The organism is Nioella sp. (genome assembly GCF_964229645.1).
Classification (GTDB): Bacteria; Pseudomonadota; Alphaproteobacteria; order Rhodobacterales; family Rhodobacteraceae; genus Nioella.
Window position 1 is genome coordinate 1 of record NZ_CAXREX010000246.1, and the last position, 12,658, is coordinate 12,658.

At 67.0% G+C, this 12,658-nt stretch carries 14 protein-coding genes; 11 read left to right on the plus strand and 3 right to left on the minus strand.

Going from position 1 to position 12,658, the window contains the following annotated elements; all coding sequences use genetic code 11:
- From ACEQXV_RS16600 to ACEQXV_RS16620, 5 genes are all read left to right on the plus strand, one after another.
- The coding region (locus ACEQXV_RS16600; protein WP_370270075.1) for a M20/M25/M40 family metallo-hydrolase at positions 1 to 520 on the plus strand (520 nt) is incomplete at its 5' end.
- Between the two features lie 59 nt (positions 521 to 579).
- On the plus strand, positions 580 to 1,980 hold the full coding sequence (gene proS / locus ACEQXV_RS16605) for a proline--tRNA ligase (RefSeq protein WP_370270076.1): 1,401 nt from the start codon (positions 580 to 582) through the stop codon (positions 1,978 to 1,980).
- A 148-nt stretch (positions 1,981 to 2,128) separates the two neighbouring features.
- Positions 2,129 to 2,623: a DUF2937 family protein gene (locus ACEQXV_RS16610; protein WP_370270077.1), complete on the plus strand. Its 495-nt coding sequence runs from the start codon at positions 2,129 to 2,131 to the stop codon at positions 2,621 to 2,623.
- A gap of 86 nt (positions 2,624 to 2,709) precedes the next feature.
- Positions 2,710 to 3,996 (plus strand): lipoprotein-releasing ABC transporter permease subunit, encoded by a 1,287-nt coding sequence (locus tag ACEQXV_RS16615; RefSeq protein ID WP_370270079.1) that lies wholly within the window; start codon positions 2,710 to 2,712, stop codon positions 3,994 to 3,996.
- Positions 3,989 to 4,681, plus strand: coding sequence for an ABC transporter ATP-binding protein (locus ACEQXV_RS16620; RefSeq protein WP_370253183.1), 693 nt, complete (start codon positions 3,989 to 3,991; stop codon positions 4,679 to 4,681). The genes ACEQXV_RS16615 and ACEQXV_RS16620 overlap by 8 nt, the downstream gene beginning before the upstream one ends.
- A gap of 182 nt (positions 4,682 to 4,863) precedes the next feature.
- Here ACEQXV_RS16620 and ACEQXV_RS16625 read toward each other — a convergent pair whose 3' ends face one another.
- The gene (locus ACEQXV_RS16625; protein WP_370270080.1) at positions 4,864 to 5,814 is read right to left on the minus strand and encodes an alpha/beta hydrolase; all 951 of its coding nucleotides are present in this window, start codon (positions 5,812 to 5,814) and stop codon (positions 4,864 to 4,866) included.
- A 6-nt stretch (positions 5,815 to 5,820) separates the two neighbouring features.
- Positions 5,821 to 6,114, minus strand: coding sequence for an SCP2 sterol-binding domain-containing protein (locus ACEQXV_RS16630; RefSeq protein WP_370270081.1), 294 nt, complete (start codon positions 6,112 to 6,114; stop codon positions 5,821 to 5,823).
- A gap of 84 nt (positions 6,115 to 6,198) precedes the next feature.
- On the opposite strand from ACEQXV_RS16630, the gene ACEQXV_RS16635 reads away from it, so the two are divergent.
- From ACEQXV_RS16635 to ACEQXV_RS16655, 5 genes are all read left to right on the plus strand, one after another.
- Positions 6,199 to 6,750, plus strand: coding sequence for a tetratricopeptide repeat protein (locus tag ACEQXV_RS16635; RefSeq protein ID WP_370252910.1), 552 nt, complete (start codon positions 6,199 to 6,201; stop codon positions 6,748 to 6,750).
- A gap of 32 nt (positions 6,751 to 6,782) precedes the next feature.
- Entirely contained in the window at positions 6,783 to 9,626 is a 2,844-nt protein-coding gene (locus tag ACEQXV_RS16640; RefSeq protein ID WP_370270083.1) for a helicase-related protein, read from the plus strand.
- Positions 9,623 to 10,000, plus strand: a complete 378-nt coding sequence (locus tag ACEQXV_RS16645; protein WP_370270089.1) for an RNA-binding S4 domain-containing protein — start codon at positions 9,623 to 9,625, stop codon at positions 9,998 to 10,000. Before ACEQXV_RS16640 ends, ACEQXV_RS16645 begins: the two co-directional genes overlap by 4 nt.
- Before the next feature lie 50 nt (positions 10,001 to 10,050).
- Positions 10,051 to 10,386 carry a ferredoxin FdxA gene (gene fdxA / locus ACEQXV_RS16650; protein WP_370270084.1) on the plus strand — a complete coding sequence of 112 codons (336 nt, stop codon included), beginning with the start codon at positions 10,051 to 10,053 and terminating at the stop codon, positions 10,384 to 10,386.
- Positions 10,387 to 10,664: 278 nt separating this feature from the next.
- Positions 10,665 to 11,177 (plus strand): CarD family transcriptional regulator, encoded by a 513-nt coding sequence (locus ACEQXV_RS16655; protein WP_370270085.1) that lies wholly within the window; start codon positions 10,665 to 10,667, stop codon positions 11,175 to 11,177.
- Positions 11,178 to 11,255: 78 nt separating this feature from the next.
- On the opposite strand, the gene cobS is transcribed toward ACEQXV_RS16655, so the two are convergent.
- Positions 11,256 to 12,017: an adenosylcobinamide-GDP ribazoletransferase gene (cobS, locus tag ACEQXV_RS16660; RefSeq protein WP_370270086.1), complete on the minus strand. Its 762-nt coding sequence runs from the start codon at positions 12,015 to 12,017 to the stop codon at positions 11,256 to 11,258.
- 90 nt (positions 12,018 to 12,107) lie between these two features.
- Here cobS and ACEQXV_RS16665 point away from each other — a divergent pair.
- Positions 12,108 to 12,658, plus strand: a 551-nt coding sequence (locus ACEQXV_RS16665; protein ID WP_370270088.1) for a nicotinate-nucleotide--dimethylbenzimidazole phosphoribosyltransferase, incomplete at its 3' end; no start/stop codon positions are given.

Here is a 12,658-nt window from a genome sequence, read left to right on the forward strand (position 1 = left end):
CCACCTTGCCGCCAAGATCGTGCAGACGCTGCCCCACGTGACCCTGACCCCGGAAACCACGGACGGGCGCGAGGGGTTCATCCATCTCTACGCCATGTCGGGCACCGCCGCCGAGGCAGAGCTGCGCTTCATCCTGCGTGATTTCGAGCTGGAAGGGCTCGCTGCCAAGGGCGCGCTTCTGCAACAGGTCTGCCAGGCCGTCGCCGCCACCGAACCGCGCGCCGAGATCGGCTGCCAGATCAAGCCGCAATACCGCAACATGCGCTACTGGCTGGAAAAGGACATGGGGCCGGTGGAACTGGCCCGCGCCGCGTATCGCGACCAGGGGCTTGACCCGAAATCGGTGCCCATCCGTGGCGGCACCGATGGCTCCCGCCTGACCGAACTTGGCCTGCCTTGCCCCAACCTCTTTACCGGGATGCAAGAGATTCACGGCCCCCTGGAATGGATCAGCGTGCAGGACATGGCGCTGGCCACCAAGGTCTGTCTCGGCATCGCCGCCCGCGCGGCCCAAGGCTGATTGCCCCCGCGCGCGCTTTCCCCTAATCAGGGGCCAAACGAACCCATAGGTCTGCCCACATGCGTCTGTCCCGTTATTTCCTGCCCGTTCTGAAAGAAACGCCCGCCGAGGCCCAGATCGTCAGCCACCGCTACATGCTGCGCGCCGGCATGATCAAGCAGCAGGCGGCCGGCATCTATTCCTGGCTGCCGCTCGGCTTCAAGGTCCTGCGCAAGATCGAGAACATCGTGCACGAGGAACAGCAGCGCGCGGGCCATGTGCCGATGCTGATGCCGACGCTGCAACCGGCCGACCTGTGGCGCGAGTCGGGCCGCTACGACGACTATGGCGAGGAAATGCTGCGCATCCGCGACCGGCATGAGCGTGACATGCTCTACGGCCCGACCAACGAGGAGATGATCACCGACATCTTCCGCAGCAATGTCAGCAGCTACAAGGACCTGCCGCTGACGCTCTACCACATCCAGTGGAAGTTCCGCGACGAGATCCGCCCGCGCTTCGGCGTGATGCGGGGGCGCGAATTCTACATGAAGGACGGCTACAATTTCGACCTGACCAAGGAAGACGCCCTTCACGCCTATAACCGTCACCTCGTCAGCTACCTGCGCACCTATGAACGCATGGGGCTGCAAGCCATCCCGATGCGTGCCGATTCCGGCCCCATTGGCGGCGACGATACCCATGAATTCCTGGTGCTGGCCGAGACGGGCGAGTCCGAGGTCTTCTACGACAGTGCCGTGACCGACATCCGCCTTGGCGAGCGCGAGATCGACTATGACAGCCACGACCAGTGCCGCGCGATCATGGAAGAGTTCACCGCGCTTTACGCGCGCACCGACGAAACCCATGATGAAGCCGCCTTCAACGCCATCCCCGAAGACCGCCGGCGCTCGGCCCGCGGGATCGAGGTGGGCCAGATCTTCTACTTCGGCACCAAGTATTCCGAGCCCATGGGCGCCACCGTTCAGGGCCCCGACGGGCAGAAAGTGCCCGTCCACATGGGCAGCCACGGCATCGGGGTCAGCCGCCTTCTGGGCGCGATCATCGAGGCCAGCCACGACGACAAGGGCATCATCTGGCCCGAGGGCGTGACCCCCTTCCACGTGGGGATCGTGAACCTGCGCCAGGGCGACGAGGATACCGACGCGGCCTGCGAAAAGCTCTACAAGGCGCTGTCGGCGGCGGGGCTGGAACCGCTCTATGACGACCGCGAGGACCGGGCCGGCGCCAAGTTCGCCACGATGGACCTGATCGGCCTGCCCTGGCGGATCACCGTCGGCCCGCGCGGGTTGAAGAACGGCGTCGTGGAACTGACCAGCCGCCGCAGCGGCGAAAGCGAAGAGCTGAGCCCCGAAGCCGCGATCCGGAAGGTGCTGGAAATCTACGCCCCCCATCACGCCCCCGCTGCGATTGCGCTGGAAGAACCGATGAAGGGCCGCAGCTTCCACACCTGGCTCTGACCCCTTCGGTCACGACATGCGAAGGCAGGCCTCCCCGTGGCCTGCCTTTTTTGTTTGGGCGATCCCCGCCACCCTTTGCGGCACGGTCTCAACAGGCGGCGCGCGACCTGCTATGCTGGGGCAAAGACACAAGAACAGAGCAGACCACATGAAATACCTGGCCCTTGTTGCGGGCCTGGCCGGGGCGGGTGCCATGGCGCAGTTCCCCGAGGCTTCGCAGCAATACGTGCAGCGCCTTGCCGGTGCGGTGGACGAGTTGTCGATCGTGGTGGCGGATTTCGACCGGTCCGCCCAATCGGCGGGCCTGACCCGGCAAGAGGCGCTGGCAGAGCTGTCGGGCTCTGCCTTCCTGTCCGCCCGCAATGCCGACATGACCCGCACCATCACGCGTTACGAGGCGCTCTCTGCCGACCTGGTGCTGCTGCGCGCGGCGGGCCCGGTGGAACGCGCGATCCTGCTGCCTGCGCGGCTCGATACCGAGATCGGGCGGCGCGCCTTGCAGGACTTCCGGCCCGCGCTGCCGCTGTCGGCGAGCGGGGCGGTTTTTGCCGGGGCGGGGTTCATCGGCGGCTACGCCCTGCTGGCGGGGCTGGCGGCGCTTATGGCGCGCCTGTTCCGGCGCCGCGTTCTCACGTCAGGGTGATGCGTCCCCGGTTCCGCCCGTGCAAAACATCGTCTAGTCTCTGCGCCAAGCACCCGCGCCCCAAGCGGTGCAGTTGAGGAGCAGCCATGCCGACCCCGCCCAGACCTTTCGCCCGGTTCGAGTTCCTGATCGCCTGGCGCTACCTGCGTGCCAAGCGCGCCGAGGGCGGTGTCAGCGTCATGACCTGGATCAGCTTCCTGGGCATCATGCTGGCGGTGATGGCGCTGATCGCCACGCTCGCCGTGCGCTCGGGCTTCCGGCATGAATTCGTCGGCACCATCTTGGGTGCGAACCCCCATGCCAGCATCATCCCGATGGCGCGCCAGTTGGACAACGGCCGGGTCGAGCGTGCGATTTCCGATTACGACGCGATGGCCGAACGGCTGCGCGCGGTGCCTTCGGTGACCGGGGCCTTTCCGGTGATCCGGGGGCAGGTCATGGCCACGTTCCAGGGCCGCAATGCCGGGGTCGAGGTGCTGGGGATCACTCCGGGCGACCTGGCCAGCGTGCCCCTAGTGGCAGACCCCGAGATCGCCTATGGCGACATCGCCCGCTTCGAAGAGGGCATTGCGATCGGCATCGGGGTGGCGCACGAACTGGGGCTGAGCGTGGGCGACCGCGTGCGGCTCATCTCTCCCGATGGCGCGCGAACCGCCTTCGGCACCAGCCCGCGGATCAACGCCTACGAGGTGGTCTACATCTTCCAGGTGGGCCGCTACGACATCGACCGCGTGCGCGTGTACCTGCCCTTTGCCGAGGCGCAGAGCTATTTCAATCGCGACGGGGTGGCCGATGAAATCGAGGTCTCGGTCGAGGACCCCGACGAGGTTCTGAACATGGTCATCCCGCTGACGCGGGCGGCGGGCAGCGGCGTGATCGTCTGGACCTGGCGCGACAATGCCGGGGCTTTCCTGCGCGCGCTTCAGATGGAGGACAACGTGATGTTCATCATCCTGTCGATCCTGGTGCTGATCGCCACGATGAACATCGTCTCGGGCCTGATCATGCTGGTCAAGAACAAGAGCCGCGACATCGGCATCCTGCGCACCATGGGCCTGTCGGAGGGCTCGATCCTGCGCGTTTTCTTCATCTGCGGCTCGTCCATCGGCGTCGCGGGCACGCTTGCGGGTGTGACGCTTGGCTGCGCCTTCGCGATCTGGATCGACCCGATCTTCGAATTCGTCAACTGGATCGCGGGGGGCGGGGTTTGGGATCCGTCGGTGCGGTTCCTGTCGACGCTGCCGGCGCGGCTGGAATTCGGCGACGTGATGTCGGCGGTCAGCCTGTCGCTTGGGCTGTCCTTCATCATCACCATTTTCCCGGCCCGGCGCGCAGCGCGGATGAACCCGGTGGAGGCGCTGCGTTATGAGTGAGGCGGTTCTCAAGCTCGACGGGATCGAGAAAGGCTACAAGCTCGGCCAGCCTGGCGAGGTCCGGGTGCTGCGCGGGGCCTCTGTCACCATCGGTGCGGGAGAGGTCGTGGCGCTGGTCGCGCCCTCGGGGGCGGGCAAGTCGACGCTTCTGCATATCGCCGGGCTGCTCGATACCGCCGATGCGGGAACGGTGGAAATCGGCGGCAAGGCCCTGACCCGTGCCCGCGACCGCGCCCGCACGGCAGCACGGCGGCAACGCATTGGTTTCATTTATCAATTCCACCACCTCTTGCCGGAATTCTCGGCCGCCGAAAACGTGATCCTGCCGCAGCTGGCCAATGGCGTGGCCCGGCGCGAGGCGGATGCGCGGGCGGCCGATCTGCTGGCGCGGGTCGGGCTGGAGGCGCGCGCGTCCCACCGGCCTTCGGAGCTGTCCGGAGGCGAACAGCAGCGTGTCGCCTTCTGCCGGGCGCTGGCCAACCGGCCGCAGGTTCTGCTGGCCGACGAGCCGACCGGGAACCTCGATCCGACCACGTCGGACGTGGTGTTCGAAGCCTTGCTGGGGCTGGTGCGTGACACCGGCATGGGGGCGCTTATCGCCACCCACAACCCCGAGCTTGCAGCGCGGATGGACCGGGTTCTGCGGCTGGAAGACGGGGTTCTGAAGGACGGATTTTCCGGCTGAAACAGGGGGGTGCCCTCCGTACACCCCCCGTGCAGACGAAACGGCATAGTCGGCGCGGGCGGTTCCCGATGCGGAAACCGGATGAAATCCGCTGCGGATTTCAGGGGGCGAGACACAGGGAGGTCGGGCGGCGTTTTCCACGCCGGAAAACGGACCGGCATCCGCGTCGGATGCCGCCCCCGTCAGCCGGTCTTGGCCTGCACGGTCATGACCTCGTCACACCAGGTGTCGATCAGGTCGAGAAGCGGCTCGCGCATGTCCGGCGATTCCATCAGCACCTCGTGACGGCCCCGTTCGACCTTGTGCAGCTTGCAGCCGGGCCAGGTGGCCGCGCGTGCGAGGATGGCCGAGCTTTCGACGATCCGCTCGTCCGTTCCCAGAAGCACCAGCATCGGCAGGTCCGGTGGGTCCATCGCCATCAGCGTCTCGGTTTCCTTGAGCGCGGCATTCACCCACCGGATCGACGGACCGCCAAGCGCCAGTTCGGGATGCCTGGCGACCTGGCCTTCCATGTAGTCGAACATCTCGCGATCATTGGTCAGCGGGTTGTCGGCAAATTCCATCGGGGCGGCCGGCCCCGTGGTGGGGGCAAAGCTGGTGTCGAGCCCTAGCGATTTCGACAGGCCCATCACCACGCCCGAGATCGCCTTGAGAAATCCCGACATGCGGATGCCCCACATGGGCGCGGAAAAGATCACGCCCGCCACCGGCAAGCCGTCGTAGAGCGCCCTCAGCCCGATGGCGCCGCCCATGGAATGGGCGATCAGGAACCAGGGTTTTGGCGGGTTCAGCTTTTCGAGCGCGGCGCGCACGGCCTCCACGTCCTCGCGATATTCGTCAAAGCTGACCACGTGGCCCATGTCGCGCCGGTGAGCCGGGCGGTCGGCCAGTCCCTGGCCGCGCCAGTCAACGGCGACCATGCCGTAGCCGCGGGTGGCCATGTCCCTGGCCAGCCGCCCGTATTTCTCGATATATTCCGTGCGGCCGGGGAACATCAGGATGGTGCCCTTGCCGCCCGGGGACGCGGGCCAGGACGCGATGCGGAGGCGGGTGGAATCGCGGGCCCGCAGCCACCAGGCGCGGCCCCCTTCCGGGCCTTCCGCGATTTCAGACAGGAATGGCGCCGCATCCATGGCCAGTTACCCCAGCATGCCCCCGAGCCGCATGGCGGTGCCCATGTCGCCATCGAGGCGCAGGCGGCCGCCCATGAAGGCGGAGGTCGGATTGAGTTCGCCTGCCAGGATTTCCTGGAAGGTCTCTGCATCCGCCGACAGGGTGACATCGGCGTCGTCGCCGTCATCGGCGGCGCGCACGCCCGAGCCGTCGACGATGATCGCGCCCTCGCCTTCGATGTCGAACTTGGCCGAGCCGTCGAAGCCGCCGGACAGTTTTTCGGAAAGGGCGGCAACCGCTGCCGTAATGATCTCGCTCATGTGATCGTCCTCGTAATGTCTCCGGCCGGAAATCTCTGGAATGACCGGCCCCAGATGCTAAGTTCGAAAGAGACCATGCGGAATATGACCTCAACATACAACATTGTCGTGACGGCAGCTACCGCGCTGATGCTGGCCCTTGTGCCATTGGCCGCGGCGGCAGACCGGCTCGACGATCTTTTCACCCGGCTCGCCGACCCCGACGAGACCGCTTGGGAAACCGTGGAACGCGACATCGAGATCCAGCTCAGCCTGTCGGGTTCGGCCTCGGCGGACCTCTTGCTGCGGCGCGGACAGGCGGCGCTGGAGGCGGGCGAGACCGCGCTGGCCATCGACCACCTGACGGCGCTGACCGACCATGCGCCGGAATTCGCGGAAGGCTGGAACACCCGTGCTGCCGCCTATTTCCTGGCCGGGCATTACGGGCCTGCCATCGACGACCTGCGCCATACCCTTGCGCTGGAGCCGCGCCATTGGGGCGCGCTGGCGGGGCTTGGCATGATCCTGGAGGAAATCGGCCAGCTGGATGCCGCGCTTGCCGCCTTCGAAGCCGCGTCGGCTATACATCCGCGCCACCCCGACATACATAGCGCCCTGGAACGGTTGCGGCTGGCGACCGAGGGCACCGCGCTGTAACGCGCCGGGATCGAGGGCGAGAGAGCAGGACCATGCAACGCCAGGGGCGCATCGCGGCCGTTCTCGGGCCGACCAATACCGGCAAGACCCATTATGCCATCGAGCGGATGCTGGCGCATCGCACCGGTGTCATCGGCCTGCCGCTGCGGCTGCTGGCGCGCGAGGTCTATGACCGGATCGTCGCCCTGCGTGGCCCGCGCGTGGTGGCGCTGGTCACGGGCGAGGAACGGATCGTGCCCGACAGCGCGCAGTACTGGGTCTGCACGGTCGAGGCGATGCCCACGGGGATGGGCTGCGATTTCCTGGCCGTCGATGAGATCCAGCTTTGCGCGGATCCCGAGCGGGGCCATGTCTTTACCGACCGGCTGCTGAACGCGCGGGGGCTGCACGAGACGCTGTTCCTGGGCTCCGACACCATGAAGGGGGCGATTGCTGCGCTGGTGCCCGGGGTGCAGTTCATGCGCCGCGAGCGGTTCTCGGAGCTGAGCTATACCGGGTCGAAGAAGCTGAGCCGGATGGTGACGCGCGCGGCCATCGTGGGGTTCTCGGTCGATAATGTCTACGCCATTGCCGAGCTTCTGCGCCGCCAGCGCGGGGGCGCGGCGGTTGTGATGGGCGCGCTTAGCCCACGCACGCGCAACGCGCAGGTCGAGCTCTACCAGAACGGCGACGTGGATTACCTGGTGGCGACGGATGCCATCGGGATGGGGCTGAACCTCGATATCCGGCACGTGGCCTTTTCGGGGCTGCGCAAGTTCGACGGGCGGAAGATGCGGGCGCTGGCGCCCAATGAGCTGGCGCAGATCGCGGGACGGGCAGGGCGGCACACGGAACCGGGCACGTTCGGCGTGACCGGCGAGGCAAGCCCGCTGGAGGACGAGGTGGTCGAGGCGATCACCAGCCACCGCTTCCGGCCCGTGGGCAAGCTCTTCTGGCGCAATTCGCGGCTGGAATTCGGATCGGTTGGGCGGCTTCTGGCCTCGCTCGAAGCCCCGGCCGAAGGCGAATGGCTGACCCGGGCGCGCGAGGCCGACGATGTCATGGCGCTCAAGGCCATATCGGGGCAGGAGGACGTGGCCGGACGGATCAGGGGCGCGCGCGACGTGCAGCTTCTGTGGGATGTGTGTTGCGTGCCCGATTTCCGGGGCATCAGCCATGCCGAGCATGCCAGCCTTCTGACCCGCATCTTCGAATTCCTGCATGACCTGGGCCGGGTGCCCGACGACTGGATGGCGCGGCAGGTCAAGCGGCTCGACCGGACAGATGGCGACATTGACACATTGTCGAAACGTCTGGCCTATATCCGCACCTGGACCTTCGTGGCGCAACGTTCCAGCTGGGTCGATGACGAAACCCATTGGCGCGGGGCCACGCGTGCCGTAGAAGACCGATTGTCGGATGCCCTGCACGAGCGTCTGACCCAAAGATTTGTTGACCGGCGCACGAGCGTGCTGTTGCGCCGGTTGAAGCAGAAGGAGGGCCTTGTGGCCGACGTGAACGACAAGGGTGAAGTGACGGTCGAAGGACAATTCGTCGGCCGTCTGGAAGGGTTCCGTTTCCGGCAGGACGCCAGCGCGACCCCGGACGAGGCGAAAACGCTGCGCCAGGCGGCGGTGGCGGCGCTTCGGCCCGAATTCCACCTGCGCGCCGACCGCTTCTACAATGCCCCCGATACCGAGTTCGATTTCACCGAGCAGGGCGGCCTTATGTGGGGCGACCAGGCGATCGGCAAGCTGGTGAAGGGCGCAGAGCCGCTCAAGCCCGTGGCCGAGGCCTTCGTCGACGAGGAAGCCGGCCCCGAGGTGATGCAGAAGGTACAGCGCCGCTTGCAGCATTTCATCGACCGCAAGGTGGCGACGCTCTTTGAACCGCTGCTGGCGATGTCGCGCGACGAGGCGATCACCGGGCTTGCCCGTGGCTTCGCCTTCCGGCTGGTCGAGGCGCTTGGCGTGCTGCCCCGTGCCGAAGTGGCCGACGACGTCAAGGCGCTCGACCAGGAATCGCGGGGCCTTCTGCGCAAGCATGGCGTGCGCTTCGGCCAGTTCACGATCTTCCAGCAGCTGCTGCTCAAACCCGCACCGACGCGCCTGCGCCTGGTGCTTTGGGGGCTGGCCAGCGATCACGCGGAATTTCACGAAAGCCCGCCGCCGGGCCTGGTGACGATCCCCGCCGTCGAGGCTGCCCCGCGAGAATATTACACCAATTCGGGCTACCGGCTGGCCGGTGCGCGCGCGATCCGCATCGACATGCTGGAACGCCTGGCCGACATGCTGCGCCAGCAGGACAGCCGGGGCGGCTTCGAGGCCACGGCAGACATGCTGTCGATCACCGGCATGACGCTGGACCAGTTCGCCGACCTGATGGAAGGCCTGGGCTACGCCGCCGAAAAGGGCGAGCGGGTCAAGGTCAAGCAGGCCGCCGCCGAGGGCGGAACGCCCGATGCCCCCGCCGAAGTGCCGGGCGACGCCCCTTCCGAGGCCCCCGAGGCCCCGGTGGAAACGCCTGCCGAAACTCCTGCCGAAGCCCCGGTCGAGGCCCCGTCAGAGGCCCCTGCCGACGCCCCGGTCGAGCTGCCCGACAGCCCTGCCGAGGCCAGCGCCGAAGCCGAGGCGCCCGAGATGGAAGTGTTCTACACCTTCACCTGGGCGCCGCGTCGCCGCCAGGGCCCGAAAGGCCCCCGCCGCGAGGGCGGTGGTCGTCCGCAAGGGCAAGGCAAGCCGCGTGGCAAGGGTGGCCCCAAAGGCAAGGGTGGTCCGAAGGGCCCGCGCAACGACAAGCCCAAGAGCTTCTCGTCCAAGCCCGAGCGCAAGGAAAAGCAGATCGACCCCGACAACCCCTTCGCGCAGGCGCTGATGGGGCTGAAAGGCAACAGCTGAGCGACGCCCCTGCACCCCGGCTGCGGCTCGACAAGTGGCTGTGGCAGGCGCGGTTCTTCAAGACCCGCAGCCTGGCCGCGCGTGTCGTGTCGGGCGGGCATGTCCGGGTGAATGCGCAGAAGGTTCTGAAACCCGCGGCCTCGGTCGGGCCGGGCGATGTGCTGACCTTCCTTCAGGGGCGCGATATCCGGGTGGTCAAGGTGCTGGCGCTCGGTGAGCGGCGCGGCCCCGCGCCCGAGGCACGAACGCTTTACGAGGATTTGACACCGGTCAAGGAAAGCGTCCCCGAAAATCCGCAATACGAGGGAAAAGGGCGCCCGACCGGCAAGGATCGCCGGGCGCTTGGTTCTTTACGCCGCAGCCCGCTTGAATGATCGGGGCGGGGGGTCTAAACCCCCAAGTAAGTCGAGAGAGTGGATGTGCCATGACCTACGCCGTGATCGAGAACTGCATCAACTGCAAGTACACCGACTGTGTCGAGGTGTGCCCGGTGGATTGCTTCTACGAGGGAGAGAACTTCCTCGTGATCCATCCGGATGAATGCATCGACTGCGGCGTGTGCGAGCCCGAGTGCCCCGCCGACGCCATCCGGCCCGATACCGAGCCGGACATGGAGAAATGGGTGGAGCTGAACCGGAAATATTCCGAGATGTGGCCCGTCATCGTTTCGAAGAAAGATCCCCTTCCCACCGCCGAGGAATTTGACGGCAAGGAAGGCAAGCTGCCGCTTCTGTCCGAAGCCCCGGGCGAGGGCGGCTGACCGATTCGGCCCGCCCTGGCCTTGCGCGGGGGCGGCAAACAATGTTGCAGTGCGGCAAATCCCTGTGAAAACAGGGCTTTTCGCGCTGGTTCACGTGCGAATCTTTTAATTGGTCAATTCTTGTGCTATATTTCCGTTACAAATGATGTCTGCGAACGGATAGCTGCGGCCCCGCCAAGCCGCGCATAAACTCAGCGCCAACACACTCCGTAGGGGAAAGCCAGCCTTTCCGCGCGGTGCTTTTGTCGCCTGAAATCCGGGGATGAGAAGGAATACACATGACGAAATCGCGCAAGTCGCAGGAATTCCGCCCCAACGACTATGTCGTTTACCCCGCGCATGGGGTCGGGCAGATCGTGTCCATCGAGGAGCAGGAAATCGCCGGGCTGACGCTCGAGCTGTTCGTGATCTCCTTCGAGAAGGACAAGATGACCCTGCGTGTGCCAACCGCCAAGGCCGCCGAAGTGGGCATGCGCTCGCTGTCGAGCCCCGACGTGGTCAAGAAGGCGCTCGACACCCTGAAGGGCAAGGCCAAGGTGAAGCGCGCCATGTGGTCGCGCCGGGCCCAGGAATACGAACAGAAGATCAACTCGGGTGACCTGATCTCGATCGCCGAAGTGGTGCGCGACCTGCACCGCGCCGACGATCAGCGGGAGCAGTCCTATTCCGAGCGTCAGCTTTACGAAGCGGCGCTGGAGCGTCTGACCCGCGAACTGGCCGCCGTGAACGGCATGGATGAAGCCGGGGCGCAGAAGCGCGTCGACGAGGTTCTGACCGCCCGCGCGGCCTGATCCGATCCCGAAAAGCAACAGGAAAGCCCCGTCCGCGGTTTCGCAGGCGGGGCTTTTTCGTGCGCGCCCCGCGCCGGATCAGAGCGATGCGGCCAGAACGGACAGGGCGGCAATCTCGGCCAGCTGCTGGCTCGCGCCCAGGATGTCGCCGGTCTGGCCGCCGATCTTGGCCTGCGCGATCCGGCCAAGCCCGAGCGCGACCGCGAAGGCGGCCAGGATGGCCAACACCGCGCCGGGGCCGGACAGGAGAAGGGCGGGCAGCGCTGCGGCCAGGACGGCCAGGCCCGCAGTTTCCATCGACGGGCGACCGACCGCGCGCGACAAGCCGCCCTCGCGGGCGGGTTCCATCCACGCCATGAGCAGCACCATCGGCGCCCGAGAGATCGCCCCCGCCGCCAGGAGCGGCGCCCAGAGACTGCCCGAGGCCACGATCCCCGCCAGCAGCGACCAGCGCGCCAGCAGCGACAGGATGAGCGCGATCACCCCGTAAGCGCCGATGCGGCTGTCTTTCATGATTTCGAGCCGCCGCTCGGGCGTCCAGCCACCCCAGAGCCCGTCGGCCGTGTCGGCCAGCCCGTCCTCGTGCATCGCCCCCGTGACCATGACCGATACGGCAAGCCCGAGCGCCGCCGTCACGCCGGGCAGCACCCCAAGCGCGCTGCCAAGCGTCATGGCCAGCGCGGCCAGCGCCGCGGGCGCGAGCCCGGCCAGCGGCCAGGCCCAGGCTGCCTGCGCGCCACGGGCCATGTCGGGCGTGCCGGGCAGGGGAAGCCGGGTCAGCAGGCCGAGCGCAAGGCGCAGGTCGCCGGAAAACTGGCGCAGGATGTCGCGGTTGGCCATGCGGCGTGCTCCTCGGGGTCGCATTCCTTCTGGCAATCCGGCATATCCGGCCAAGCCCCCCGTGGCAACGAGAGAGAGACACGAGAACCCATGACCGCCCCGTTCAGCACGCTTGCCGAGTTTCGCGCCCTTCTGGCCGAGGCACCCGGCCCCGACACCGCCGCCAACGCCGCCGCCCAGGACCGCAACGGCCAGTTGACCAAGCCGCCGGGCGCGCTTGGGCGGCTGGAAGACCTGGCAATCTGGTACGCGGGCTGGCGCGGCGACGGGCGGCCCCGGATCGAGGCGCCCCAGGTCCTGATCTTCGCGGGCAATCACGGGGTGACGGCGCGCGGCGTATCGGCCTTCCCGGCCGAGGTCACGGTGCAGATGGTCGCCAATTTCGAAGCGGGCGGTGCCGCGATCAACCAGCTGTCGAAGGCGGCTGGCGCACAGATGCAGGTGCATGCGCTGGAGCTTGACCGGCCCACGGCGGATTTCACCCAAGGCCCCGCGATGAGCGAGGCCGAGGTGGTGGCCGCGCTGGCGGCAGGCTGGAACGCGGTTGACCCCGAGGCCGACCTGGTGGTCACCGGCGAGATGGGGATCGGCAACACGACCTCTGCCGCGGCCATTGCCCATGCGCTTTTCGGTGGGGCCCC